The sequence below is a fragment of the Anabaena sp. FACHB-1237 genome, from assembly GCF_014696225.1.
GTDB lineage: Bacteria > Cyanobacteriota > Cyanobacteriia > Cyanobacteriales > Nostocaceae > FACHB-1237.
In genome coordinates, this window is record NZ_JACJPV010000009.1 from 31,953 (window position 1) to 57,379 (window position 25,427).

Below are 25,427 nucleotides of genomic sequence, written 5' to 3' on the forward strand. Positions count from 1 at the left end.
TAATTTAACTGATATTAAACTTCATCCCAACCCTGCATTTCTACCAACTCCATACACAAACCATTAATTTTCTCTAAATCAGCACGATGTGGTAAAGTAGATTGTTCATAAACAATATCCATCTCCTTAACCAAATCTTCCGCCATTTTCATCAACTCATCATAACTAAAATCACCCCTTAAAATTGCCCTTAAATCATCAACATCACCAGCTAATCTTCTATCAACAACAATGGTACCATTTTTCAATATTTCCAAACCGCTACGCAACAACCTAATACAGTGCATTCCATGTTTTAAATCATAACCTGATTTTTTCTCCATTTCTGCCCTTGTAGGATTTCTATTTTCCTGCCATGATAGATATGCTTTCCATTCTCTTAATGCAATTTGATAACTTTGACTTTTTTGTAATAATCTAATAAAATCTTTTCGCCCATAAGTTAAATTTTGCGTATATTCTAAAGCATCATCATTTAAAGCATATTGTTTTAAAATACCTTTAAAATCAATATCTCCAGTCAACAATTGATATAACTGTTCTGACTCCTCTAAAAATTCAATTTTACCCCTAATTAAAATATATAAATATTCCAAAAAAGCATTTAATTCATCCTTGGTTAAAGGGGTTTCATCCACAATACCAAAATCTGCTGGTATAGGTTTTTTTGTAGGAGGGTTTAATAACCATTTGCGATGGGTTTCCATCTTTTTAATTTGGGCAAAAGCATATCCAGAATAGGTATGTTTAACCTTTTTACTCAAAAATAATTCCCTATGATTAATTAAATGTTGTCCAATATATGTTAAAAAAGGATAATTAGTTAACCATAACAGTTCTAAAATATTAGGATTTGCACCAGCTAACAAATGTAGAACTTTTCGCAACTCATAAATTACCGTATCTTGATTATTATCAATGAAGGGAAATATACCCGGTTCATCCCAACCAGAATCTTTTTGTTCAATGCTATCAAATCCTAAATAATAACGTTTAGGGGCGATAAATACACCACGATAATCATAATCTGAATCAGGACGATTTAATCCATAACCATGACTACCTGCTAAACCAATAAAAATCGCTCTTTTTTCAACTTCAATTCTTTTCATATTTCTCTAATTATTATCTAAAATTAGATAATTGGCATAAGCTGTTGTGCCTTTAAATTGAATAATTAATACAAGCAAGATGCTTGTGCTACTGTAACTTCAGGTTTTTTAATTATACAGTGAGTGCTGCACATTAGCTTATTAGTAGGGTGCGTCAGATATTAACAATCTGTTTATTGGTAGAATCTATCTAGTCTGACGCACCATACTGTTTATATTTCTCCAATAATTATGATAATTAAAATTCAGATATCTTCCTCTTTTGATAATATCAAAAAAAATAAGTCAACCATCTTTTTTGATTTGGTTGACAAAAGAGCGATCGCTATACTATAATCGTAGATTGTCTGTCTCTTATCCCGCTCGGATCAGGTAGACATACCAAAAAAGCTGGAACACTAAATCACATCAAATTTAGACATAAACCAGCTACCTGTACGGCACTATCAACATAAATCATGACCTACGCAATTATTCAAACTGGCGGTAAACAAATTAAAGTAGAAGCAGGCCACTTTTACGATATTGAATTACTACACGCCGAACCTGATGATAAAGTTACCATTAACTCAGTATTACTGCTTCAACATAATGACACAGTTTCCATCGGCCAACCTACAGTAAATGGTGCTATAGTGGAAGGGACTGTGATGCGGCACTTTAGAGGCCGTAAAGTCCTAGTATATAAGATGAAGCCTAAAAAGAAAACTCGCAAAAAACGGGGTCATCGTCAAGAAATTACTAGATTGTTGATTAATTCCATTAAACTCAATGATGAAGTTCTAGCTTACGAAGAATCTGCTCTTAATCTTTCTGGTGCTATTGTTGAATATGTCGAGGAAGAAGTAGAACAGGCTGCGGAATAATTTAGCTAGGACTGACGCAACTGGCATATTTTTAGGGTGGATCAAACTGTATAAAAATCGCAAATAAACGGATTATTAATATCTGACACACCCTAAAACTATTAGTAACAAGTAAAAGCAGTGGAATAAGTTAAAATTCCCAAAAGTGCAAAATTACAATAACAAGAGGAAATTATGGCTCATAAGAAAGGTACAGGTAGTACACGGAACGGTCGTGATTCTAATGCTCAACGTTTAGGCGTAAAACGCTATGGTGGTCAAACTGTCCGCGCTGGTAATATTTTAGTACGTCAACGTGGCACAAAAGTACATCCTGGTAATAATGTTGGTATTGGTAGTGATGATACTTTATTCGCTTTAGTTGATGGTGTGGTTTCTTTTGAAAGAAAAGGTAAAAGCAAGAAGAAGGTAAGCGTTTATCCTGTTGTTGCTGCTGCTGCAAGCTAAAAAGTTAGTTGATAATGGATAATTAACAATTAATTTGTAGGAAAGCGGGTTTAGTATTATTTAGTCGCTAAACCTGCAATCTCCTATTTTATTTGTTTTTTATTTGTTTTTAAACGTTGCTAATACGATAATGGATAAATATACCTAATACTAAACCTAATAAAGAACTTAAAGACGTTAATAAAAAGGTATATTGTTTATTTAAGTTAGCTGTTTGAAAATCTATTTTCGCTAAAACTGTAGCTGATAAAATTAATAAAGTATCAAGAAATACTTTAAACCAAGCAATCATCAGAAAAAACAGAAAAGCAGCTAACACTGTCACACCAAATGTTCTAAAGTTTGTCTTAAATAAAACGTTAGTATAGTTACTTATCTTAGAAAATACATTTGTCAAGAAACTAACAAATATCAAAGTACAAACTACGGTAACAATCCAAATGTAAACAGGAGGCTTAGTATCAGAAATTACCCAACCTAGTGCAGTGTAAGTTAGTAGGACTAGTGATAGGGAAAACCAAGGTATTTTTTTCAGGATCATCATAATTTTGGCATTCCCGACAATTCGGTATATTAATTATTTTACCCTGTATTGCGGCTAAATAAAGTAGTTATTGAGTACGAAGTGTCGGTATAAATTTCTGTATTCTCATTCCTAATTACATGATTTATAAAAATTTTGCAATAAAATTAAATATTTGGTTAAATAAGTTCATAAATATTTGTAAACTATTAGCAGTTGAGTAGCCATCTGGCATATTATTAAGGATTGATCATGAGACAGCTTGCGATTTTTGAGCGTGTGTCCCTTATCGGCCACATTGTATCTATGATATTTGGACTGATAGGGATATTGATAGTTATTCCTAACGCTGAAGCAATTGTCGGTGTTTCCGAATTTAGTGAAAATGTCATGCAGTGGAGTATGGCAGGTGGTGGTGTGGTATACATGATTCTGGGTGCATTAGCAGTTTTCATCTATGCTTATCGCCATTTAGGTTTAGGAAAGGCCTTAGCATTTTTAATTCCTTCTTTGTCAATTTCCCTGAGTAGTGAGTTATTGGGAACTAGCACAGGATTTCCTTTTGGTCACTATAATTATCTAAGTGGTTTAGGTTATAAAATTGCTGGTTTAGTACCTTTTACAATTCCCTTATCTTGGTTTTATTTAGGATGTGTTGCTTATGTATTGGCTCGTGTAGGTTTAAAAGTAGATAATAAACCCACATTATTGCGTCATGCAGGAGCGATCGCTTTAGGTGCATTATTATTAACATCATGGGATTTTGTATTGGACCCAGCCATGAGTCAAACATCCTTGCCTTTTTGGTACTGGCATCAACCAGGTGCGTTTTTTGGAATGCCTTATCAAAATTTTGCGGGTTGGATGGGAACAGGTTCAATATTTATGACTGTATCAGCTTTCTTATGGAGTAAAAACCCCATTAAAATCGAAAATTTACCCCTAAATTTACCTTTGATAGTGTATTTAGGTAACTTCGGTTTTGCTACAGTTATGAGTTTAGCTGCGGGTTTTTCTATTCCTGTACTCTTAGGTGTGTTTTTAGGAGTAATACCTGCTGTAACATTGTGGTTAAAAGGTTCTAGTTTACAAACCACAGAAAAAATCGCAGTTCCAGCACAGGTAGAAGCGGCTTTTAAGTAAGTTTATCAGCATTCAGCATTCAGTTATCAGCGTTCAGCTATTATTTGAGGACATTATTCTCAAAGACAATATAGCGATATGTACTCTTTATCAGGTACAAAATTAAATTTACTGAAAAAAAGCTGAATGCTGAATGAATGCTAATAAAATACTACAGCTATTTCCATAATAATTGAACGTAGATAAACGCAGATGATTTTGTACTTCATTAGACTGGAAACCGCTATGATAATATCGATCTTAGAAATTATCAATAATTATGAATCAAATGATTAAAATAACTCAAGTAGATGCTTTTACTAATATACCATTTCAAGGAAATCCTGCGGCTGTATGCCTATTAAATACTGCCAAAACTGATGACTGGATGCAAAAAGTTGCCCAGGAAATGAACTTATCAGAAACAGCTTTTTTACTTCGTGAAAATGATGGTTTTAGACTGCGTTGGTTTACTCCATCGGTAGAAGTTCCTTTGTGTGGCCATGCAACTTTAGCTAGTAGTCATGTATTATGGCTACAAGGATATTTAAAACCAGATGAAATAGCAAAATTTTACACAAAAAGTGGTATTTTAATTGCTAAATTACAAGATGATTGGATAGAATTAGATTTTCCTGTGAATTATTCTCAAGTAATTATAGACTCTACAGAAATAATTGCGGAGGTTTTAGATGTGGAATTGACATCTATTCAATCAGTGGCGATCAATTCTTTAGGTTATTTGGTAGAATTAAAATCAGCAGATTTAGTAACAAATACTAAACCCAATTTCCAGAAGATGAAAAATTTGACCATTGGTAATGTGATAGTGACAAGTATTTGTTATCATGATTATGATTTTGTATCTCGGTTTTTTGCCCCAGAATTAGGTATTGATGAGGATCCGGTTACAGGGGCAGCCCATTGTTGTTTAGCACCATTTTGGCGGGATAAATTAAAGAAAGATGAGTTTTTAGCCTATCAGGCATCAACTCGGGGAGGAGTGGTAAAAGTAAGATATAATGGAGGCGATCGCGTGATAATATCTGGACAAGCAGTTACCGTGATGCAAGGTGAATTATTCAGTAATTAGCTATCAATTATCCACTATCCATTATCTTATGCAGTCTAATTGGCCAATTTCAGAATTACCGGGTTTAAGTGTAGCAGAAAAAACCCAATTACAAGAAATAGGAATTAACACCACAATGAACCTATTTCAACAAGGAAAAACACCAGAAACTAGATTAAATTTAGCTAACCAATTGAAAATAAATATTCAACATATTAACAAATGGGTAGCATTAGCAAATTTATCTCGTATTCCCACCGTAGGTACACAATATTGTGGTTTATTGTTGCATTCTGGAGTTATTTCTGTACAACAATTAGCAGAAATTCCTACCTATAAATTACACAAACAAATTATCAAATTACAAGTAGCTACTTTACAACGTTCTGATTTATCTCCTAGTATTGAATTAGTGAAACAATGGAGTCATCAGGCGAAAATAATTGGCAATAGATAGGTATGTCAATTATCAATTATCAATTATTCTTTTGCTAATACCCCATTCAGAAAAATATCCGCTAAACCTTCAGCCATTTCTTTCATTTCTTCAGGAGAAGCATTAGCATTAATTAGAGTATTATCAGAAAAGCCAGCAATAGCAAACATTCCTAAAAATACCTTGGCTACCAGTTTGGCATCCATTTGGCGATAAATACCCTTATCCATAGCCGTTTGAAAAAACGCTTCCGCTACATTAGTCATTTTATCAATAACTTCTGTTTGGATGCGATCGCGCAAATCAGGATGAAATTGCACCTCCATAAAACAGACACGCATCATATCAGCGTTTTTTCGCAAATTCCACATCCGTCTCCGCATCACCTGGGCTACAGCTTTATAACTTCCCATTTCACTTAATTCCGTTAATAAATCTGTAAGAATTTCTACCCAACCATTAGTGGCCACTTCCACCAAAATCGCCTTTTTATTAGGAAAATAGCGAAATAAAGTACCCTCCGCAATACCCGCAGACTGCGCTAAGTCACGAGTTGTAGTACCATCAAAACCATGCACGGCAAACAAATGTTGAGCCGCTTCTAAGATACGCTGGCGTGTCTGTGCTTCAGCCGGTGGAGAATAGTGAAAAACTCGCATAGTAGTAATGGTAGTAATGATGATTTTTATATCCCTGGAACATGATTTGTAGCACGATTATTTAACTGTCAAAGGAAAAATTACAGAAGTTTAATAATTCTATGGTTCATTAAACCTGATCACTTGATAAAAATTCAGGACTTACACAACTGAGCTATTGTTGCTAGAGATCCTCCAGCAAATTTTGGGTGTTACCATCATTATACCATTAATCTGATTCTCTTAACTACTTCAGTAAATTCGCTTAAATATGTTGTGATATAAATTAAGATATTTAGCTAGGAATCGGATTCAGTTGATGTGTAAATAAATTGTATAATCAAAAAACCTAGAATTAAAGCAGTGCAAGCAAGATGCTTGCATCTATAATCCATACTTGAGTAAACAGCTACATATTTTGCATACTTCACGTAAGATCATCCACAAAAAATTATTTTTTCAACTTATTGACAATAATTCTTAACTCCTGTAGGATACATACAACTAATTGCAAACAATTATCATTATTTGTCCATTATTCCTAATTTTTGTTCAATCATTTCCCTTGTAACTTCATGTTTCATAACTTTACCATCAGTAAAGATAAAATCCAGCGTCGAGAACTCTTAAAAATGGGTTTATTTGGTGCTGTAATATCAACTACCGCAGGAATTTGGCAACTTCTCAAAACCAAAAATAATCACACCGTAAAAATTCCTCCCTTAGTAGAAATGCCACATTCTCATGGTGCTGCTAACCCAACTCAAGTATTGAGAAATTTTGAATACGGGACAATTAAACGGGAAAATGGGCGAATAATTCGAGAATTTCAGTTAGTTGCTGGTACTTCCCAAATACAGCTTAATACTGCTGTGTCTTATAACATCTGGGACTTAAACGGACGTATTCCTGGACCAACCCTACGGGCAAAGCAAGGGGAAAGAATAAGAATACTTTTTCTCAATAAAGCTGGACATTCTCACTCATTACATTTTCATGGTATTCATACCGCAGAAATGGATGGAGTAAAACCAGTTAGTAACGGTAAAGCGACTATATATGAATTTGATGCTGAACCCTACGGCGTTCATTTATATCACTGTCATGTCGCACCTGTTACCCGGCACATTGCTAAAGGTTTATATGGAATGTTTATCATTGATCCACCTAAACCACGTCCTCCCGCCGATGAAATAGTATTAATTATGTCTGGATATGACATAAATGATGATGACAAAAATGAGTTTTATGCTTTTAATGGTCTTCCCCATTATCTTATGCACAATCCTGTCAAAATTTATCAGAATCAATTAATTCGTGTCCATGTATTGAACATTATTGAATTTGATCCCGCAGTGACGTTTCATATTCACGCTAACTTTTTTGATGTTTACCGTTCAGGAATGACTATGACTCCCAGTGAAAAAACGGATGTTTTAACCATGGGAGTAGCAGAACGACACATTTTAGAGTTTGCTTTTAAGTATCCAGGAAAGTATATGTTTCATCCGCATCAGGATGTAATTGCCGAAAATGGCTGTATGGGACAGTTTGAAGTCATTGCTGCAAATGACTACCAAAATCTAGTCAAGAAATCGTAATCATACTTACTGTACGTATTGATATGCTATTAAGATTATTGTTTCACTAAATTTTGACAATTTTTATCATTTATTTTATGGAGCCATAACTAGATAATCTCAATTAATTAACTAGCTAATTATCAGTGGGGTATATTTGCCAATGGATGAACATTTAACTAAGTTACTTAATTTACCAGAAGTACAAGTAGAATCTTGGCATAATTCAGATCATTCTCTTTGTTTCAATTTAAGCATTTTAGCGTCGGGAATTGACTGTCCTTATTGCCATAAATATACAGCAGAATTACATCAAGTTAGGCCAATTTTAGTGAGAGATTTACCCACTTGTGGTCAACAAGTTTACTTAAATTTACCCCGTCGTCAGTTTTATTGTCGGTTATGTCAACGTTACATAACAGAACAATTAGAATTTATTAATTGGCGGAGAAATTACACTAAAAGATATGAAGAGATGATTTGCTATTTAGTTAATAGTTCCAGTATTGATCAAGTCAGTAAGCAGGAAAATATTAGTATTCAACAGGTCAAGAATATTATTAATCATGTCAATCAACAAATAAAATCTAATGAGTTAAATAAAAAAGATTTCTCTCTACAAAAGTAAATACAATTTTTTAATTTGAAACATAAGTTATGGTTATCACCATTAAGTCGAAAAATAAAAACTTTAGTTCAGTTAAGGTTTATTTTTTAACTAAAAATATGTATTATTTAATAAGTGCTGTCATCAAGCAGGCACTGTTAATAAAGTAAAATATTTATTTGCGGAATTATTCACCGCAAGTAAATTTAGCTAATTGTTCTAAAAATTACATTTTTATGATCAATTAAAAGAGTGCAAACCTCTCGGAAAAATCGCTAGATTATTTCATGGAAATGTAATTTATATAATTGCAAAGCAGGAGTATCTATCATGGTAGATTCAGGTATTGATTCAGGTTCGAGGACTTTTCCTAAACAGCTAGATATTGCTAAAACTTCTGTATATGGGTTGAGCATCTTATCAGCAGGAATGTTTTTATTTTTGCCATTTTTTAATCTTTTACATCCTAGCCCCTGGCAGCGTTCACTAGGAACAATTCATGGCGTGGGAGCATTATTAGCAATGGTTGTTGCTGTGTATACAGGACATTTAGCTTTTCCCTTACTGCGAGGATCAAGCAAAATATTACCCCAAATGCGTACCTTAACATTTTGGTCAAGTGCGATCGCATTTTTGGGCATCGCTACAGGTAATTTAGTCTATATGCGTTACCGTGCAGGAATCGAATTTGGTGGTGCAAGAGCTTGGCTTAAAGAAAACTCCCCTTTAGTTCAATATGTACTCATGGAGTACCACGAATTTAGCGTTTTATTTACCTTGCCATTAGGGGTAGCTTGTACCTGGATTTTATGGCAATATGGTGACTCAATTTTGGAAAAACAAAACCGCCCCGTTCTTACTGCTACCTGTGTGGCTTTAATGGCAATGATGTTTTATGCCATGGGCGGGTTAGTTACTGGACTTGGTATTGCTAAAGTCCATGCCTTGTAATTAATTTGTAATTAAATATTTGAGGATCATTTCTATGACTGAATACCCAAAGTCATCTCAAGTTACCACGGAATTAGAACCTTTTTATAGTCACCTTTGGCAAAAATTAAAAGGCTTTCCTGTGTTTCTATATCAAGGTTCAAATAACCCACCAACTGTTTCTGGACCAGCAGCCGCAGCTTTGATTAGTGCATCAATTGGCTGTTTTACAATGATGGTGGCACACCATTTATCGGATACGAATAAAAACATTGAAAAAATGCTTTGGTCACTTGGCAGTTGGATACCAGGTAGTCATAACCCTAGTAAAGTTTGGGGTAATATTGGGAGTTATTCTGGGAAAGAAACAGTGTTACTTATAGGTTGGCTTGTCAGCTGGGCTATTCTTTCGGTAGTTTGGAAAAACAAAAAAATTAAGTCCAGAACCATATTTTTCTGGATGTTCACCTTAATGATTGCCGCTACTGCAATGAGTTGGCACCCCTTATTCCCCTATTTACCATTGACATAATAAATCAACCAAGGATGTGAGTTATGCAAATACAAAGAACAGAAAATTTAGCTAAAGAAAAAATATCAGATAGAGAATTACAGAAATATGTCTGGGTATTAATTGGTGTTTTTTCTCTCTTAGCCGTTACTTATCCTACATCTATGATGCGCGTTAGTCAGATGGAAAAGTTTAAAGGCTTTCATGTTAAGTCTTTAAGTTTTGAAGGCAAATATGACTTGGGTTTAGCAAAGTAAAGACCCCATGCTTTTTTGATACAAGTATCTGCAATGGAGTCTAATTAGTTTTTCTTATTTTAGTTTCTCATTTCCAGGCGGCCACCTGGGAATGAGTACCTGTGCTAATTATAAGCTTTAATGCTTTGAATTGAGAACATAAATTTAAAAAATCTAAAAAAATCTAAATTATACCCAGAACACAAAAAATTAGTTGATAAATACTTTCATTTATGATAAATATTTATGAATATCTATTGCGAATACTTATTAGTTTTTTTCACTAGACATTCAGAAAACACTGTTTATCCCATTTTCAATCCAGGAGCAACAATGATTAAATCTCGTTATATATTTCTATCTATTGGTGCGTGTATCATTATTTCCCTGAGTTCCTGCACCAACAGCACACCAACAGCAGATATTAAAACCACACCAAATACAGCACAAGTGACAGAAATAAGCGCCCACAGTGGCCACAGTAATAAACCAAAAATCAATATTAATAATGCCATTTTATCCCAATTAGATAAACTAGAAGCTAAATTAGGAGTACCCGCATTATCTAATAAAATTCAAGCTGGTAGACCTTATGGTTCTGCTCAAGATTTAGTCACAAAAAAAGTTATTAGTCAAGGCCAATTTGACCAAATTAAAGATATGGTGACAGTGGAAGATATAGTATTAACAGGAGAAGCCAAAGATATAGACTTCATGACCAAATTAGGGTTAATGAAAGGACATCTTTTAGTAGCCAAAGAACTATTAGACCAAAATGAACCTAAACAAGCTGAACCCCATATAGGACATCCAGTAGAGGAAATATATATTGATGTGGAAGAACAGTTAAATGACAGAAAAGTTACACAATTTAAGAGTAATTTAGTAAGATTACAAGAATTAGTGAAAAGTAACCCTAAGAGTGAAAAAATTAAGAGTGAGTTTAGTAATTCTATGGTAGCAGTAGATAAAGCGATCGCCTCATTGCCAAAAGAAGAAATCAGCAAACCTACATTTATTTTTCAAGTAATAAATAGCTTATTAGATGCTGCTAATTCTGAATATGGTGCAGCTATAGCCAAGGGCAAAATTACCGAACCCATAGAATATCAAGACTCTCGTGGTTTTGTAATTTATTCTCAAGAATTATACAAAACTATTGCTACCCAAATCAATCAAAAAAATCCTGAAATCAACAAAACCATAGAAACCAACTTAGCAGAACTAGTGAAAACTTGGCCAACAGCTATACCTCCAGCACAAGCAGTTAAAACCCCCGAACAAGTGAGTAAAATTATTAAAACCATCGAAGAAAACGCACAAAAAATCATTAAAGGAAATTAATAGTAACCCAAGTTGCTAGTTATTAATTTTCGGATATTTTGTAGTGTGTAGGGTGCGTCAGACAGAATAATTTGGGTTAAAATTACCAATTTTAAGATTCTGACGCACCTTACTTCATCTAACTGGCAACTTACGTTAGTAATGAATAACAGTAATACCAACGTACAAAATTAATCATCTCACACCCTTGGAAATCAACAAAAAACAGCTTAAAATAAATCAAAAGAGAGGAAATAGTGAAAACTTAAACATCAAAAAAACTCCAGGATGCCAATAGATAAACCAATAGATAATATTGGTATAACACCTCACAAAAATTCTCTCAAACAGCCCCTGAAATTGTAATTTGCCAAACTTAACAAAAAATGCGAGAACTCGACCACCAAAAAACCATTGATCTCCTTAATGCTATCATGGAATTTGAATTAGCAGGAGTAGTACGTTATACTCATTATTCCCTGATGGTAACAGGACCTAACCGTATTCCTATTGTCGCATTTTTCAAAGCCCAAGCCAGTGAATCTTTATTACACGCACAACAAGTAGGAGAAATTTTAACAGGTTTAGATGGCCATCCTACCTTGAGAATTGCACCAATGGAAGAAACTTTCAAACATACAGTTAAAGATATTTTGCAAGAAAGTTTATCTCACGAGAGAAAAGCCCTAGATATGTACAAAAGTCTCCTAGAAACTGTGGCAGATGCCAGTATTTACCTAGAAGAATTTACTCGTGGTATGATAGGTCAAGAAGAAATGCACAACTTAGAACTCAAGAAAATGCTACGGGATTTTAGCTAGTATATCATGAGAAATTAGTAGGGGTTTAGCAGTGCTAAACCCCTACTAAGATTAAATTATAAAAGTGTATAATCCCCTGACAAATTTTAACAAATTAGTATGGTGCATCAGATATCAATAATCTGTTTATTTGCGTGATTTATGCTGTCTGACGCACCCTACATCTACATCTAACAGAAAATCATTAAAAACTATGAACTTTAGTACTCTTTTACCTACTTTTGTCATTACTCTCCGGGAAGGAGTAGAAGCTGCCCTGGTGGTAGGAATTGTATTAGCATTATTACATAAAGCCAAACAATCTCATCTAAAATCTTGGGTTTTTGGTGGTGTTGCTGTGGGTATTTTTGTCAGTGCTTTAATTGGCATTTTATTTACATTTCTGATTAAATTCTTAGGCAATATTAACCCAGAATATACTCCTGTAGTTGAACCAACACTAGAATCTTTATTTGGTATATTAGCCATAATTATGCTGAGTTGGATGTTAATTTGGATGACAACACAAGCCAAATTAATGAAAGCACAAGTTGAAGGTGCAGTTAATGAAGCATTAGCAAAAAATGGTCATGCTGGTTGGGGAGTTTTTACCTTGATATTAATTGCTGTTACTCGTGAAGGTTTTGAAACAGTTTTATTTATAGCTGCTAATTTTCAACAAGGTTTATTACCCACAATAGGGGCTTTATTGGGTTTAGCTACAGCCGCAGCAATTGGTGTTTTATTGTTTAAATGGGGTGTGAAAATTAATATTCGCCAGTTTTTCCAAACTATGGGCATTTTCTTAATTTTAATTGTGGCTGGTTTAGTAGTTTCTTCATTACATCATTTTGATGAAGCTATGGCTAACTTTTCTCTTAGTAGTCGTGCATCAGAAAATATTTGTTTCTATTATCAACACTTTAGTAAAGTACATTCTTGTATTCTTGGTCCATTAGTTTGGAATTTAGAAAAAATACTTCCTGATGATAATTTTCCAGGGATTATTTTTAAATCATTATTTGGTTATAGAGATCAAATTTTCTTAGTGCAAGCCATAGGATATTTAATGTTTTTAACTATTATTGGTGCGTTATATTTCCGCAGTTTAACCAGTGGAGTAATTCCCCAAAATACAAAAAGAATTTCAGTGAATAACTCCACTAATTAACCGTAGGTTGGGTTAAGCTGCATCGCAACCCAACTTTTATACCCTTATACCCTAAAAACTAAAGGTAGTTCTCAAAGCACCAATAACTATATCATCATTATTATTGTCATGATTTGGTGCAGTCAACCACACTAAACCGGGTGTAATAGTGATGTTATCGCTAACTTTGTACTGATAAAATGCCTCTATGTGATAGGATGTATTGGGGTCTGCTGTTACTGGTAATCCTACTGTAGCACTAGTTACCTTTGGTTCCATACCCAAGATCACACCAGCTAAGTTACCTTTTTTACCCAAGTCGGGAAAACCTAAAGTAACAGCATAATTCCAAATATCCACATCTCCTTTAGTACCAGTTAATACCTGACTATTGGTATATCCCGCCCAACCACCAAGTACCAATTGATCACTAATACCTATGGATGTTTGCACACCGTAGGAATTACTAGAAAATGCTTCACCTGCAAAACTTGTGGTAGCGTTATTACTACCTGTTAGTAATGGTTGGTTATAGGAGTTGATGTAAGTTAAACCTACTGAAATGCGATCGCTTGGCTTTAAATTCAACTGTGCTAAAGCCCCATACTTACCATCAAATAACCCATTACCAGGCTGAGGATCATTGGCTGTACCTGCTAAATAACCTAAACTTAATCCTAGCTTTTTGTTAAATTGATGGTTAATTGCTATACCTTTATCACCTAATTGTCCATAAATGGGATTTCTTGTACCAAAGGTAGATAATGCACCAAAAGCACCATCACCATCAAAAAGGTTTACGGTACTAGTAACATCATCCGCAGCACCAGCATTAGCAATCAGTTTTACTTGAGTATTTTTACTTAGAGGAAAGTTATACCATAAAGCATCTAGGATGGCATTGCCACTACCCTGAAAAAACAAGTTACCTTCTGTGGTACTCAGGAAACCAGGACTGCTAATATTGTTACTTTGGATTCTGGTGAATAAAGTATCTTTACCCGTAAAACTACTTACTAATTCCACTCGCGCCCTTGCGCCTAATGTAGTATTCTTATCCGTAATACTCGCACCATCAACTTGATCACTCGATAGAATACCACTGACAACCGTTACTACTTGTCCCTGTAGTTTAGTAGTATTTGAAAATTGACTTGCCTCTAGTTCAGCAGTTCGCACCTCTAATGCGTCCACTCTACCTCTTAAAGTAGCTAATTCTGCACTAAACTCTTCATATAACTTCTGAATTGTGGCTACGTCTTCTTTTTTAGGTAGATCCCCTGTAGCAGTGGCAATTAGTTCATTTACTCGATCTAAACAAGTATTTAAACCAGCTGCAAATTCATATCGTGATAATGCTCTATTGCCACGAAATATACCATTAGGATATCCTGCAATACAGCCATAACGTTCTACTAGTGATTGCAATGCTTGAAATGCCCAGTCATTGGGTTGTACATCAGAAAGTTGAGATACTGACGTAACTTGTGATACTGACTCTTCTTGAGTAGAATCATTAGTATTTTTTGATTCAACGTTTTGTTGTGATAACTCTTCAGCTGACACTCCACAATTCATTAATACTATAGCAGAAAACAGTATAGAACTACTAGCAATTTTGAGACTTTTCAGCATTTTCACTTACACCCCTATGAAACATTTACACGATTATAGAAGAGTATGACTTAATAACTATTAAGGATTATTAATCTACTCCTAGTTGTCGGTTACGTCAGATAGCATAACTTCTTTAACGCAACCTACTAATGTGCTAATTACGTAAGTCATGCTAGAAAATCTAGCATAGAGTAATACTACTCAAAATAGAGAAAATATATGTAACTTTAGTTACAAATACAGGTTTTTTTTGTTGTCAAAAAAATATGAGAATAAGTCTCATTATGATATCATAATACAACAACATCTGAAAAAGTGGGGGAGAAAAATACATGAAAAGAAGCAACAAATTTGTACTAATAGTGATGTTTTTACTATCGTTTGTATATAGTTGTAATGGCACTAATAATCAAAAGATAGTTAGTGAAACCACAGCACCAGTGACAGAGAAAAAAACTCAAATAGCCACAACTAAAGTAGTAACAACGTTTTTACCAGTTTATTTATTTACGAAAGCAGTAGTTAAAGATATTGCTGATATAGAGATATTAGTTAAACCAGGAACAGATGTACATGAATATCAAGGAACACCAGATAATGTAAAAGCGATCGCTACAGCAAATGTATTAGTAAAAAATGGTTTAGGGTTAGAGGAGTTTTTGGAAAATACTATTAAAAATTCTGAAAATGCTAAATTATTAACAATTGATGCTAGTAAAGGAATTAAACCTATCAATGCCATTTCTCCTGTAGATAATATTAGCAAAGGAGATGATGAACACGATCATAATCATAATCACAAAAATGGTAATCCTCATGTATGGTTAGATCCAGTTTTAGCTAAACAACAAGTATTAAATATTCGGGATGGTTTAATAGTTGCCGATCCGCAAAACAAGAGTAAATATGAAAGTAATGCTGCTGCATATATTCAAAAATTAGATAATTTGAATAATCAGTTTCAAGAAACATTGAAAAAAACACCTAATTGCACATTTATTACCTTTCATGATGCTTTTCCCTATCTAGCTAAACGCTATAATCTTAAACAGGTTGCAGTAATTACAATTCCCGAAAGGCAACTTTCACCAACGGATATTCAAAAAGTGATTAAAACAGTGAAAAAATACCAAGTTAACGCTTTATTTAGTGAACCAGGAATCAATAATAAATTACTAGAAAGTATTGCTAAAGATTTGAAGTTGACTGTGCATACTTTAGACTCTTTAGAAAATGGTGAAACTAATCCAGATTACTATTTTAAAGTAATGCAAAAAAATTTAAAAACATTAGCTGATAATTGTCAATAAGTCACTCATATTATTAAAGTTATCATATCTTGGAAAATCTGCCAATCCTGAATTTTATGAACACCAAAAAAACAGAAGATATTTCATCAATATTACCAACACTAAAAGTTGCAGACTTAACTGTTTATCAAGGTAATTATTTAGCTATTAGAGATGTAAATTTTGAGTTATTGCCAGGAACAAATACAGCCATAGTCGGTCCAAATGGTGCTGGTAAAAGTACATTGGTAAAAGCTATTTTAGATTTAATTCCTAAAAATAGCGGACAAGTTGAGATTTTTGGTAGACCAATTTCTCGGTTAGGAAAATTACGTAAAAATTTGGCATATATGCCACAAAACTTCATTTTTGATCGCAGTTTTCCTATTTCTGTCGGTGAGTTAGTAGCTTTAGGAATTAGCGATCATAGTAAACCTGGTTTGCTGCAATTTTTGCCAGACAACCGAGAAAAATCAACCATGATCAAACTAGCATTACAACGTACAGATGCTTATCATTTAAGAAATCAAGCTATTGGGACTTTAAGTGGTGGTCAACTCAAGCGAGTTTTATTAGCCTATTGTTTAGTAGTACCACGAAAATTGTTAGTGTTAGATGAGGCTTTTGCAGGAGTAGATATGCAAGGTGCTGCGGACTTTCATCAGTTATTAAGTAGATTAAAACAAGAAGAAGGTTGGACTATTTTACAAGTTTCTCATGATATTGATATGGTGAGTAAATATTGCGATCGCGTGCTATGTATTAATCAAACCTTAGTTTGTTCTGGACAACCAGAAATTGCCCTTTCTCCACAAAATTTATTAGCTACATACGGTCCGAGTTTTAGTCGTTATCAACATCATCATAATTGATAATTAATTGACGGTAGGTAGGCGGTAATTGCTTGATTACTAAATAATTACTCAATTCAATTTTTCTCATCCAAATGTTCAGCCACAGATTGATAAAGATGTAAAATATGACAATCATGCAGACGATAAAATATATTTCCTCCCTGTCTTCTATAAGTCACTAATCACATAGTTCTTAAATTTCTCAACTGATGAGAAACCGCAGATTCACTAATATCCAATAATCCTGCCAAATCTCCCACACATAATTCTTGATTTGCTAAAAGTGACAGAATACGTAAAGGATTAGGATCCCCTAAAAAACTAAAAAAACTCTGCCATCCGTTGCGCTTTTTCTGTAGTTAAAGCATCTTATAATAAGATTTGCAAAGATTTATTCTCTAACTATTTTCTAAACTATGAAAGGGAGTAGACTGAATCATTGTTATTGTTATATCCACTTATTTATCAACAAAAATCACGCAAAAACACAAAATACACAAAATACAGAAGTTTATGATGTCCTTAGTTCCCATTTATCAAGATACCTCGTTAGCAGTTACTAACTATTATGACTTGATCAACTTATTTCAATTTCCTTTCATGCAGCGTGCTATTATTGGCGCTGTATTAATGGGAATTATGGGCGGTTTATTAGGTAGTTTTGTCACTTTGCGTCAGTTATCTTTTTTCAGCCATGCTGTTGGCCATGCTGCATTAGTAGGAATAGTATTAGGTATATTACTCAACACTAATCCCAGATGGATGTTATTAGCTTTTACCATGATTTTTGGAGTAATTGTCCTCTATTTTATTGATAAAACCGATTTGGCTAGTGATAGTATTCTCAGTATAGTCTTATCTGGTTCATTAGCGATCGGTATTATCCTCACTAGTTTTATTCAAGGATATCATGGCAATTTAATGGGTGTGTTATTTGGTGATATTTTAGCCATAGATAACACAGATTTAGTCTTGACACTTTTCATCTTATTTAGTAGTGGAATTTTTCTACTATCAACTCTACCTCAACAAATACTTTTAACTCTTAATAGTGATGTGGCAAAAGTACAAGGTATACCAGTACGATTATATCGTTATGGATTTGTCGTTTTATTATCTTTATCCGTCGCAGTAGCAATTAAAGCAGTAGGTATTTTACTTGTTAACGCTTTCTTAGTAATTCCTGCGTCCACTGCTAAACTTATCACGCATCATTTTAGCCGCTTTTTGCTAGGAGCAGTAATTATCGGTTGTCTTAGTAGCATTACAGGAATTATAGTTTCTGGATTGTTTAACCTACCCTCTGGTCCTAGTATTGTTTTGGTACAGTTTTTGGGCTTTATCACAGTTTTCGCAGGGGTAAAATCAGGGGTACAAAAAATATTTGCTCTATTTCATAGAAATTAGTCTTGCATGAAGTCATACATATCATACATAAATTAATTCAGAAAAAATTATTCACAAAAAATTCCTGGTTAACCCCTTGACATATCTTTTTTCTTCTGTTAAAGTTAGTAATCGTGGTGAAGAAAAAACACCAAGACAGTTAAATGCCGGGATAGCTCAGTCGGTAGAGCAGAGGACTGAAAATCCTCGTGTCACCAGTTCAAGTCTGGTTCCTGGCATTAGTTTTAAAAACCAATATAATAGCCATTCAAGTGAGGTGCAAGGAGTACTGCATCCTAAGCATGGGTTGGGTTTGGACTTTCCCAAAAGCACTGCTAAAACTGTACACATACGGTCTTAGCAGTGCTTGGTCTATACTGACTACATTATTGTTTTACAGCACTGTAAGTATAAAATTGATTGAATGCTCCCAAAGTTTCAAATTTATATCCTGGTATCCCTGGTATCCAAGAACTAACATTGATTTCTGTACGATATACACTAAAAATTATATAATCTTGTCTTGTTGTAGTAGAAGTAATTAAATCCTTAATTTGTGGATTGAATCGCGTTATTAACTCATTACAATCAACTTTAACTAAACTTTGCAGAAAATTAGGCGTTTTTTGACAAACATCCGTTTTTAAGTATGTATTCAATTGTTGCATTGTGTAATTTTCATAACTATCCTGTTTAGGATTAGTTTGAAACATTACTATTCCTAAAATAGCTAAACTAGCAGATCCTAAAAGTCCAACAACAGTTAATGGTTTCATAATTCTAGGGATAATAGGATTTAAGTGAGAATAAAGACGTTTTAGAGATATCTGACAACAAAACTTACCAGAAATCTGTAATTTTGTTAATTTTAGGACTTAAGCAAGTGTCACACCAAAAATCTTTTGTACTGTGCGTCAGATATGAACAATTTGTTTATTTGTGGGATTTATGCAGTTTGACGTGGTTGGTGAGCTTGGCGAACCGCACCCTAGCAATGTTCCAATTGGGTAAGTCCTGAATTTTTAACATGATCACTTTCCTTACATCTGTCTCAAAATGACTAAAAACCTTATTTGCCAAGATTAACAAGAAAAATATTTAAATTTCCGAAAAAAGTTGATCTTTTTAGAAAAAGATGTTATAGTGGTTTTATCAATGATAAATGGCGAGCGTGGCCAAGTGGTTAAGGCAGTAGATTGTGGTTCTACCATTCGTGGGTTCAAGTCCCATCGTTCGCCCTTCACTAATTTAGTAAATCATAAAGTCGGTTAGAGCGAGCTTGTCTGGTAAAATAGACATCGCCAATAGCTATCCAAGATTAATGCAATAATGACAATTATATTACAGTAGATTAGGCTTTTAGCCTGATTTCTGGGGATATCCTGTGGATAAAAATTATATTTTGTTAAAATTTAGACATGAATCAACAGCATAATTCACTTAAAAATCAAAGTATATCTAAGAACAGAGAAAATAGCTATCTGGAGTTTAAGTTAAATCAACAAACAGGTGCGCTATTATCAATTAATCATATTCAAGAAGCGATCGCTATTCCTATAACATCAGTTACAGCTATACCAAATATGCCTAATTGTATATTAGGGTTAATGAACTGGGGAAGTCATATAATTTGGGTAGTTGATTTACCTAAGATGTTTAATTTAGAATGTTTTGATCATCGGTTGCGGCAATACAATATTATTGTTATACAAATAGAGGCGATGATTTTAGGGTTAGTTGTCCAAGAAATTAAAGGTACAACTAAACTTAATATAGATGATATTTGTTCACCTTTAGGACAAGTTGCATCTAGTTTAGTTCCTTATTTATGTGGTTGTATAGTGCAACAAGAAGAAATATTGTTAGTACTAGATGCTAAAAACATTTTAGAATCTAATATTCTCATCTCTGAGAATGCTTGAATTTCGACATAACAAACAGCAAAAAATCTGGTTATATATAAGGATAAAAACTAATGTTCCATGAAACCAATACTCAAAATAATAATAATGTCCAGAATCAAACATCATTATTTCTAAGCCATCAAGAAAAGACTAATACTAAGAAAAATAAGTCTTGGTTAAATGGGGTAAAACTCTTAGATAAATTTAACCTCAGTACAAAATATACAATTTTATCAATAGTGGTTGGAACTTTACCAGTATTAGTTATTAGTTGTCTTACTTATTCTTTTGGTAATAAATTAATTAGTAAGCAAATTAGAGATTTTCAAGAAACTCAAGTAATGGGTTTAAGCAACAAAGTTAAAAGTTTGATAGCAGATAGTTATCGAGATATGGGAATTATATCTAATTTAGCCAACTTCCCCAACAATACCAATAATTATAATGGACAACAATCATTAGATAACTTAGTTAAAAGCAGTAAGATGTATGATAGCGTATCAGTATTTGATATTAATGGTAACTTGATTAAATATGGAGGAGAATATTTAGAAACACAACTAAATCTGACAGATTTAAACCAGGTAATTCAGCACAATTATCCTATAATTACTCCTCTAGAAAAAGTAGAAAATGTAGGAACGGTAATTTATATAATTGCACCAATTAAAGATGAAAATAACAATATTGTGAATATTGTAAAAACTCGCATACCTATAAATAATTTACAACAAGGTTTAACTGGATATCTGGATAATAATAAACAATATCTTTTACTAGATAGTGCAGGAAAAATTATCGCAAATTCTTCAACAAATTCCCAAGGTAATAATGTATTAGGAAAAGATGCTCAAACTATCTATCCCAAATTATCACAGATAATAGCTAGTAATAATATTGAGACTTTTAGCACATTTTCCCAAAATAGTCAAAACCAGGAATTAGTTAGTTATGTAGCATTAACCACAGATGTACCAGATGATTTAGCAAAGATGAATTTACGGTTAATTGTCACACAGTCAGCGAGTGTTGCATTTCAAAACCAAAGGGAATTTTTAATATTTATTATTATGGCTACTCCATTAATGGTATTATGTATGACATTATTGGTTGCTTGGTTAATTCAGTTAATTACAATGGAAGTTTTAGCAAAGTCTGTAATTTCAGATGCAGAAAATCAGAACATGAAAAGTAATTTAACTGGTAATATTGATAAAAATGATATAAAAGTTAGAGATTTACCATACAATATTGACAATATTAATCAAGATTTAGAATTAGTTATTAGTGATATTCATCTATCTATAGAAAAATTAGAAAAAGTGAGAATGATATCATTATTAAAACCAGAGGAGATGATGAAAAATGTAGAAATGTGTGGAGAAATAATAGAAAATATACGATTTATCTTTGATAAATTGCAATTAGCAGTAAGTTTAATTAATGATGCTAATGGCCTAGGAAATAAGAGTAGAAAATTAATAGAAGATATTGAAAATACTGTTGTGATTGAAGAATCATTATCAATAACCACTAAAAAGATTAAGTATTTAGGGGAATATGCTCAACAAATTGCTAGGATGGTTGCATCAATTAGTCAAATTGCTATGCAAACTAATTTGTTAGCAATTAATGCAGGTATTGAAGCTGCAAGATTTGGGGAAGATGGAGAAGGTTTTGCGGTAGTAGCAGAAGAAATGGGAGAATTAGCAGTACGGAATGCTACGACAACTCAAGAAATTGAACAGATTTTAGGGAAATTACAAGGAGGAATTAGTGAAGTTTTAGAAGTAGTGAATATCACAAATAATCAGCTAGTTGCTAGTGATTTAAAAATCAATGATGGCAAGAATAATGTAGAAGAAATTATGGATATATTACAGCAGTTAGATGCAGTGATTACATCCATTTTTAATACTAAAACCTATCAATTACAAACATCACAAATTTTAGATATAAATCTCAAGGAAATGGCTACAGTATCATGTAACACTGAGGAAATTCATCAATCTTTAGAAGAAACTTTAGCAATCTATGAAAAAATAAAAACCATTGTTTATTGATTTGATTATAATTGATTAATAATAATTAGTCTTGTTATTTTTGGGTAATTAATCATTAGTAAATCAGGAATTATCAACAAATGAGTAAGGATAAAGAAACAGAAATTAAGATGCAGTTTTTAGAAGAAGTTAATGATCATTTGAATGTTTTAGAAGGAATATGGTTAAAAGTAGATCCTAATAAACGGATTGATGTTAAACAGATTAATTCTGGTATGCGTGCTGCCCATTCTATTAAAGGTGGTGCAGCAATGATGGGTTTTCGAGTTTTAAGTGATTTTTCCCATCGTTTAGAAGATGCTTTTAAGGTGTTGAAAAATCAAAATAATTCTCTGGTAATTGATACAGATTTACAGAGTTTATTGTTAGCAAGTGTGGATAGATTAAGAAAAATTGTGGAGGTACTTTCTCAGGGTAAAAGTTTAGATAATAATTGGTTAAAAAATGCTTGTTGCCCAATTTTTGATCAATTATATGATCGTTTAGGTGATCCTACTCCAGAAGATATTACAACTTTCGTATCTGGGGAAGATAGTCATGCGATAGCTACGCTTGCTCACAGCACCGCTCATTTATTATTTCAAACAGAGGTACAAGAATATTTACAAAAGGTAGAAAATTTATTAGTTAATTCTGAGAATGAATCATTAGTGCGATCGCAATTAATGATTATGTCGAAAGAATTAGCTAATTTAGGAGAAATGCTGGAATTAACTCCTTTTACTCAACTATGTGAATCAGTACATTATCATTTAGAAGTGGCAGATGAACGTAGTGTAGAAATTGCTAAATTAGCCTTAGAAAAATGGCAATTATCCCACAATTTAGTATTAAATAATCAATGGGATAAATTACCCAATAAGATTAATATTACTGAAATAGATGAATCTGTTGATCAGGATGATATTCAATTAGTAAATCCCGATCTTAATATATTAACAAAATATGATAATTATTTAGAAGATCATACAGAATTTCCCAGTTCAGTAATATTAGATAGTATTATTTTTCCTGAAGAAGATATAAATAATGAATATATTGAACAAAAAAATGCCAATAATTATCAATATAAAGAACGAGATAACCAGGAAAATACTGTGAGAGTTCCTAGCAAACATTTAGAGAAAATTAATGATTTATTTGGCGAAATTATTGTGCAGAAAAATGGTTTAAATGTGCAAATAGAAAGATTAAGAAAATTAGCTGCTAGTTTGAGTCAAAGAGTGCAAATCCTTGATCAAGAACATGAAGAAATGCGAACAGCTTATAGTAAAATGATTAATGATCATCATGAGCTAGAAAAAATTGGGCAAAAATTTCACTCATTATCTCAAGATGCTATGGAAACTATTGTCCAAGTTGCAGAAGTTACTAGCGATATTGAATTAAGTGTGAATGATGCAGAGCAAATAGCACGTAAATTTAATAAAACTTCCAAACAGTTACAAAGACAAATTACACAAGTGAGAATGCGGCCATTTTCTGATTTAGTAGAAAGATTTCCTAGAGCAATACGCGATTTGAATTTAGAATATGGCAAAAATGTCCAATTAAAAATTGAAGGGGGTAATACATTAATAGAAAGAAGTATTTTAGAAGCTATTAATGAACCATTATTGCATTTATTACGTAATGCTTTTGATCATGGAATAGAAGATCCTGCAACTCGTTTATCTGTGGGTAAACCAGAACAGGGTTTAATTAGTATTAAAGCTGCATATCATAGTAATAGAACTATTATTACTATTGAGGATGATGGTAGGGGAATTTCTTTAGAAAGAATCTATCAACGAGCTTTAAAAATGGGTTTAGAACAGGGATTATTAGATAGTGTCAGTGAAGAAGAATTATTATCATTAATTTTTGAGCCTGGGTTTAGCACTTCTGAAAAAGTTACAGCTTTATCCGGTCGTGGTGTGGGTATGGATATTGTCAGAAATAAGTTAAAATTAGTGGGGGGAGATGTGAATGTTGATACTCAATTGGGGGTAGGAACAACATTTACTTTAACTGTACCATTTACCTTATCTGTAGAGAGAGTATTATTAATAGAAAGCGATCGCTTATTTTTAGCATTTTCTACAGATGTAGTTGCGGAAATATTCTTATTAAAACCGGAAGAAATTTTATCAGAAAATGGTCAAGAAATGATTAAATGGCAAGATCATCATGTACCATTATTAAGGTTAAATCGTTATTTTCAATTTAATTGTTCTGCATATCATCGTTTAGAATTAGAAGCTAGTCCAATTATTAATAATACTAGTGTTTTAATTATTAAAAATGATCAGCAAAAAATAGCGGTAGAAGTAGAACGTTGTTGGGGAGAACAAGAAGTTGCAGTACGTCAAGTGGAAGGAAATATTCCGTTACCTAGCGGTTTACATAGTTGCACAATTTTAGGAGATGGACGAGTTGTACCCTTAGTTAATACTAATGATTTAGTGTTGTGGGTAACTACAGGTAAACGTCCACAGCTTAGTAATAAATTAGCAACTGCAAGATTAACAACGGCTTTTTTACAACCACAAAAAACTCCCCAACCCAAACCAGTAACTTTAGAAAAAGGAACAATTTTAGTAGTAGATGATTCTATTAATGTGCGACGTTATTTAGCATTAACTTTAGAAAAAGGAGGTTATCAAGTAGAACAAGCAAAAGATGGACAAGATGCTTTAGAAAAATTAGCCAGTGGCCTCCCAATTCAAGCAGTAATTTGTGATATTGAAATGCCACGAATTGATGGTTATACTTTCTTAGAAAGGGTTAATGCTGATAGTAATTTACAACATATTCCTGTGGCTATGTTAACCTCTCGTAGTAGTAGTAAACATAGAGAGTTAGCAATGAAATTAGGAGCAAAAGCCTATTTTTCTAAACCTTATAATGAACAGGAATTATTAAAAAAATTAGAGGAGATCATTTTTCAACAAAATGGCTGATTGATCAGAAAATATTCAG

24 protein-coding genes, 2 tRNA genes and 1 pseudogene are annotated in these 25,427 nt (G+C 33.1%); 21 read left to right on the top strand and 6 right to left on the bottom strand.

The window, feature by feature from the left end; genetic code table 11:
• Nucleotides 1-14 precede the first annotated feature (14 nt).
• Nucleotides 15-1,112 (bottom strand): DNA polymerase beta superfamily protein, encoded by a 1,098-nt coding sequence (locus tag H6F32_RS06590; RefSeq protein WP_190368541.1) that lies wholly within the window; start codon nt 1,110-1,112, stop codon nt 15-17.
• Nucleotides 1,113-1,570: 458 nt separating this feature from the next.
• On the opposite strand from H6F32_RS06590, the gene rplU reads away from it, so the two are divergent.
• Complete coding sequence (gene rplU / locus H6F32_RS06595) at nt 1,571-1,978, top strand: 50S ribosomal protein L21 (RefSeq protein ID WP_190368542.1); 408 nt, start codon at nt 1,571-1,573, stop codon at nt 1,976-1,978.
• 174 nt (nt 1,979-2,152) lie between these two features.
• Nucleotides 2,153-2,425 (top strand): 50S ribosomal protein L27, encoded by a 273-nt coding sequence (gene rpmA, locus H6F32_RS06600; protein ID WP_190368543.1) that lies wholly within the window; start codon nt 2,153-2,155, stop codon nt 2,423-2,425.
• Between the two features lie 109 nt (nt 2,426-2,534).
• Here rpmA and H6F32_RS06605 read toward each other — a convergent pair whose 3' ends face one another.
• The gene (locus H6F32_RS06605; RefSeq protein ID WP_190368544.1) at nt 2,535-2,969 is read right to left on the bottom strand and encodes a hypothetical protein; all 435 of its coding nucleotides are present in this window, start codon (nt 2,967-2,969) and stop codon (nt 2,535-2,537) included.
• Between the two features lie 231 nt (nt 2,970-3,200).
• Between H6F32_RS06605 and cruF the strand changes: the two genes are divergently transcribed.
• The 3 genes from cruF to H6F32_RS06620 all read left to right on the top strand — a co-directional run bounded on the left by cruF (nt 3,201) and on the right by H6F32_RS06620 (nt 5,599).
• Nucleotides 3,201-4,091, top strand: a complete 891-nt coding sequence (gene cruF / locus H6F32_RS06610) for a gamma-carotene 1'-hydroxylase CruF (RefSeq protein ID WP_190368545.1) — start codon at nt 3,201-3,203, stop codon at nt 4,089-4,091.
• 259 nt (nt 4,092-4,350) lie between these two features.
• Nucleotides 4,351-5,163, top strand: coding sequence for a PhzF family phenazine biosynthesis protein (locus H6F32_RS06615; RefSeq protein WP_190368546.1), 813 nt, complete (start codon nt 4,351-4,353; stop codon nt 5,161-5,163).
• A gap of 28 nt (nt 5,164-5,191) precedes the next feature.
• Nucleotides 5,192-5,599, top strand: coding sequence for a DUF4332 domain-containing protein (locus H6F32_RS06620; protein ID WP_190368547.1), 408 nt, complete (start codon nt 5,192-5,194; stop codon nt 5,597-5,599).
• A 23-nt stretch (nt 5,600-5,622) separates the two neighbouring features.
• Here the strand turns inward: H6F32_RS06620 and H6F32_RS06625 are convergent, their stop codons facing one another.
• On the bottom strand, nt 5,623-6,237 hold the full coding sequence (locus tag H6F32_RS06625; RefSeq protein WP_190368548.1) for a TetR/AcrR family transcriptional regulator: 615 nt from the start codon (nt 6,235-6,237) through the stop codon (nt 5,623-5,625).
• A 554-nt stretch (nt 6,238-6,791) separates the two neighbouring features.
• Here H6F32_RS06625 and H6F32_RS06630 point away from each other — a divergent pair.
• From H6F32_RS06630 to H6F32_RS06665, 8 genes are all read left to right on the top strand, one after another.
• A complete protein-coding gene (locus tag H6F32_RS06630) occupies nt 6,792-7,817 on the top strand; it encodes a multicopper oxidase domain-containing protein (RefSeq protein WP_190368549.1) in 1,026 nt (341 codons plus the stop codon).
• Between the two features lie 142 nt (nt 7,818-7,959).
• Nucleotides 7,960-8,424 carry a transposase family protein gene (locus H6F32_RS06635; protein ID WP_190368550.1) on the top strand — a complete coding sequence of 155 codons (465 nt, stop codon included), beginning with the start codon at nt 7,960-7,962 and terminating at the stop codon, nt 8,422-8,424.
• A 309-nt stretch (nt 8,425-8,733) separates the two neighbouring features.
• Entirely contained in the window at nt 8,734-9,354 is a 621-nt protein-coding gene (locus tag H6F32_RS06640) for a hypothetical protein (protein ID WP_190368551.1), read from the top strand.
• Nucleotides 9,355-9,388: 34 nt separating this feature from the next.
• Nucleotides 9,389-9,865 (top strand): hypothetical protein, encoded by a 477-nt coding sequence (locus H6F32_RS06645; protein ID WP_190368552.1) that lies wholly within the window; start codon nt 9,389-9,391, stop codon nt 9,863-9,865.
• A 23-nt stretch (nt 9,866-9,888) separates the two neighbouring features.
• On the top strand, nt 9,889-10,101 hold the full coding sequence (locus tag H6F32_RS06650) for a hypothetical protein (RefSeq protein WP_190368553.1): 213 nt from the start codon (nt 9,889-9,891) through the stop codon (nt 10,099-10,101).
• Between the two features lie 312 nt (nt 10,102-10,413).
• The gene (locus tag H6F32_RS06655) at nt 10,414-11,424 is read left to right on the top strand and encodes a helix-hairpin-helix domain-containing protein (protein WP_190368554.1); all 1,011 of its coding nucleotides are present in this window, start codon (nt 10,414-10,416) and stop codon (nt 11,422-11,424) included.
• Between the two features lie 365 nt (nt 11,425-11,789).
• Nucleotides 11,790-12,224, top strand: a complete 435-nt coding sequence (locus H6F32_RS06660; protein WP_190368555.1) for a bacterioferritin — start codon at nt 11,790-11,792, stop codon at nt 12,222-12,224.
• 193 nt (nt 12,225-12,417) lie between these two features.
• Nucleotides 12,418-13,374, top strand: a complete 957-nt coding sequence (locus H6F32_RS06665; RefSeq protein WP_190368556.1) for an FTR1 family protein — start codon at nt 12,418-12,420, stop codon at nt 13,372-13,374.
• 51 nt (nt 13,375-13,425) lie between these two features.
• On the opposite strand, the gene H6F32_RS06670 is transcribed toward H6F32_RS06665, so the two are convergent.
• Nucleotides 13,426-14,988 carry an iron uptake porin gene (locus tag H6F32_RS06670; RefSeq protein WP_190368557.1) on the bottom strand — a complete coding sequence of 521 codons (1,563 nt, stop codon included), beginning with the start codon at nt 14,986-14,988 and terminating at the stop codon, nt 13,426-13,428.
• A gap of 347 nt (nt 14,989-15,335) precedes the next feature.
• On the opposite strand from H6F32_RS06670, the gene H6F32_RS06675 reads away from it, so the two are divergent.
• Nucleotides 15,336-16,280, top strand: coding sequence for a metal ABC transporter solute-binding protein, Zn/Mn family (locus H6F32_RS06675; RefSeq protein ID WP_242031066.1), 945 nt, complete (start codon nt 15,336-15,338; stop codon nt 16,278-16,280).
• A gap of 56 nt (nt 16,281-16,336) precedes the next feature.
• Entirely contained in the window at nt 16,337-17,131 is a 795-nt protein-coding gene (locus H6F32_RS06680; protein ID WP_190368559.1) for a metal ABC transporter ATP-binding protein, read from the top strand.
• 56 nt (nt 17,132-17,187) lie between these two features.
• Here H6F32_RS06680 and H6F32_RS06685 read toward each other — a convergent pair.
• Nucleotides 17,188-17,452: pseudogene (locus H6F32_RS06685) on the bottom strand (ArsR/SmtB family transcription factor).
• Nucleotides 17,453-17,629: 177 nt separating this feature from the next.
• Between H6F32_RS06685 and H6F32_RS06690 the strand changes: the two are divergent.
• Both H6F32_RS06690 and H6F32_RS06695 read left to right on the top strand, forming a co-directional pair.
• Nucleotides 17,630-18,520, top strand: a complete 891-nt coding sequence (locus H6F32_RS06690) for a metal ABC transporter permease (RefSeq protein ID WP_190368638.1) — start codon at nt 17,630-17,632, stop codon at nt 18,518-18,520.
• 145 nt (nt 18,521-18,665) lie between these two features.
• Nucleotides 18,666-18,738: transfer RNA gene (locus tag H6F32_RS06695), tRNA-Phe, on the top strand.
• A gap of 147 nt (nt 18,739-18,885) precedes the next feature.
• Here the strand turns inward: H6F32_RS06695 and H6F32_RS06700 are convergent.
• A complete protein-coding gene (locus tag H6F32_RS06700; protein WP_190368560.1) occupies nt 18,886-19,275 on the bottom strand; it encodes a DUF4359 domain-containing protein in 390 nt (129 codons plus the stop codon).
• 389 nt (nt 19,276-19,664) lie between these two features.
• Here H6F32_RS06700 and H6F32_RS06705 point away from each other — a divergent pair.
• The 4 genes from H6F32_RS06705 to H6F32_RS06720 all read left to right on the top strand — a co-directional run bounded on the left by H6F32_RS06705 (nt 19,665) and on the right by H6F32_RS06720 (nt 25,408).
• Nucleotides 19,665-19,737: transfer RNA gene (locus tag H6F32_RS06705), tRNA-His, on the top strand.
• A gap of 180 nt (nt 19,738-19,917) precedes the next feature.
• Nucleotides 19,918-20,421 (top strand): chemotaxis protein CheW, encoded by a 504-nt coding sequence (locus tag H6F32_RS06710; protein WP_190368561.1) that lies wholly within the window; start codon nt 19,918-19,920, stop codon nt 20,419-20,421.
• 53 nt (nt 20,422-20,474) lie between these two features.
• Nucleotides 20,475-22,466 (top strand): methyl-accepting chemotaxis protein, encoded by a 1,992-nt coding sequence (locus H6F32_RS06715; RefSeq protein ID WP_190368562.1) that lies wholly within the window; start codon nt 20,475-20,477, stop codon nt 22,464-22,466.
• An 80-nt stretch (nt 22,467-22,546) separates the two neighbouring features.
• On the top strand, nt 22,547-25,408 hold the full coding sequence (locus H6F32_RS06720; protein WP_190368563.1) for a response regulator: 2,862 nt from the start codon (nt 22,547-22,549) through the stop codon (nt 25,406-25,408).
• The last annotated feature ends 19 nt before the right edge of the window (nt 25,409-25,427 follow it).

Bases quoted from the DNA above. Each gene is read 5' to 3' on its own strand.
- H6F32_RS06590 (WP_190368541.1), bottom strand. From the start codon at position 1,112: ATGAAAAGAATTGAAGTTGAAAAAAGAGCGATTTTTATTGGTTTAGCA.
- rplU (WP_190368542.1), top strand. From the start codon at position 1,571: ATGACCTACGCAATTATTCAAACTGGCGGTAAACAAATTAAAGTAGAA.
- rpmA (WP_190368543.1), top strand. From the start codon at position 2,153: ATGGCTCATAAGAAAGGTACAGGTAGTACACGGAACGGTCGTGATTCT.
- H6F32_RS06605 (WP_190368544.1), bottom strand. From the start codon at position 2,969: ATGATGATCCTGAAAAAAATACCTTGGTTTTCCCTATCACTAGTCCTA.
- cruF (WP_190368545.1), top strand. From the start codon at position 3,201: ATGAGACAGCTTGCGATTTTTGAGCGTGTGTCCCTTATCGGCCACATT.
- H6F32_RS06615 (WP_190368546.1), top strand. From the start codon at position 4,351: ATGAATCAAATGATTAAAATAACTCAAGTAGATGCTTTTACTAATATA.
- H6F32_RS06620 (WP_190368547.1), top strand. From the start codon at position 5,192: ATGCAGTCTAATTGGCCAATTTCAGAATTACCGGGTTTAAGTGTAGCA.
- H6F32_RS06625 (WP_190368548.1), bottom strand. From the start codon at position 6,237: ATGCGAGTTTTTCACTATTCTCCACCGGCTGAAGCACAGACACGCCAG.
- H6F32_RS06630 (WP_190368549.1), top strand. From the start codon at position 6,792: ATGTTTCATAACTTTACCATCAGTAAAGATAAAATCCAGCGTCGAGAA.
- H6F32_RS06635 (WP_190368550.1), top strand. From the start codon at position 7,960: ATGGATGAACATTTAACTAAGTTACTTAATTTACCAGAAGTACAAGTA.
- H6F32_RS06640 (WP_190368551.1), top strand. From the start codon at position 8,734: ATGGTAGATTCAGGTATTGATTCAGGTTCGAGGACTTTTCCTAAACAG.
- H6F32_RS06645 (WP_190368552.1), top strand. From the start codon at position 9,389: ATGACTGAATACCCAAAGTCATCTCAAGTTACCACGGAATTAGAACCT.
- H6F32_RS06650 (WP_190368553.1), top strand. From the start codon at position 9,889: ATGCAAATACAAAGAACAGAAAATTTAGCTAAAGAAAAAATATCAGAT.
- H6F32_RS06655 (WP_190368554.1), top strand. From the start codon at position 10,414: ATGATTAAATCTCGTTATATATTTCTATCTATTGGTGCGTGTATCATT.
- H6F32_RS06660 (WP_190368555.1), top strand. From the start codon at position 11,790: ATGCGAGAACTCGACCACCAAAAAACCATTGATCTCCTTAATGCTATC.
- H6F32_RS06665 (WP_190368556.1), top strand. From the start codon at position 12,418: ATGAACTTTAGTACTCTTTTACCTACTTTTGTCATTACTCTCCGGGAA.
- H6F32_RS06670 (WP_190368557.1), bottom strand. From the start codon at position 14,988: ATGCTGAAAAGTCTCAAAATTGCTAGTAGTTCTATACTGTTTTCTGCT.
- H6F32_RS06675 (WP_242031066.1), top strand. From the start codon at position 15,336: ATGTTTTTACTATCGTTTGTATATAGTTGTAATGGCACTAATAATCAA.
- H6F32_RS06680 (WP_190368559.1), top strand. From the start codon at position 16,337: ATGAACACCAAAAAAACAGAAGATATTTCATCAATATTACCAACACTA.
- H6F32_RS06690 (WP_190368638.1), top strand. From the start codon at position 17,630: ATGTCCTTAGTTCCCATTTATCAAGATACCTCGTTAGCAGTTACTAAC.
- H6F32_RS06700 (WP_190368560.1), bottom strand. From the start codon at position 19,275: ATGAAACCATTAACTGTTGTTGGACTTTTAGGATCTGCTAGTTTAGCT.
- H6F32_RS06710 (WP_190368561.1), top strand. From the start codon at position 19,918: ATGAATCAACAGCATAATTCACTTAAAAATCAAAGTATATCTAAGAAC.
- H6F32_RS06715 (WP_190368562.1), top strand. From the start codon at position 20,475: ATGTTCCATGAAACCAATACTCAAAATAATAATAATGTCCAGAATCAA.
- H6F32_RS06720 (WP_190368563.1), top strand. From the start codon at position 22,547: ATGAGTAAGGATAAAGAAACAGAAATTAAGATGCAGTTTTTAGAAGAA.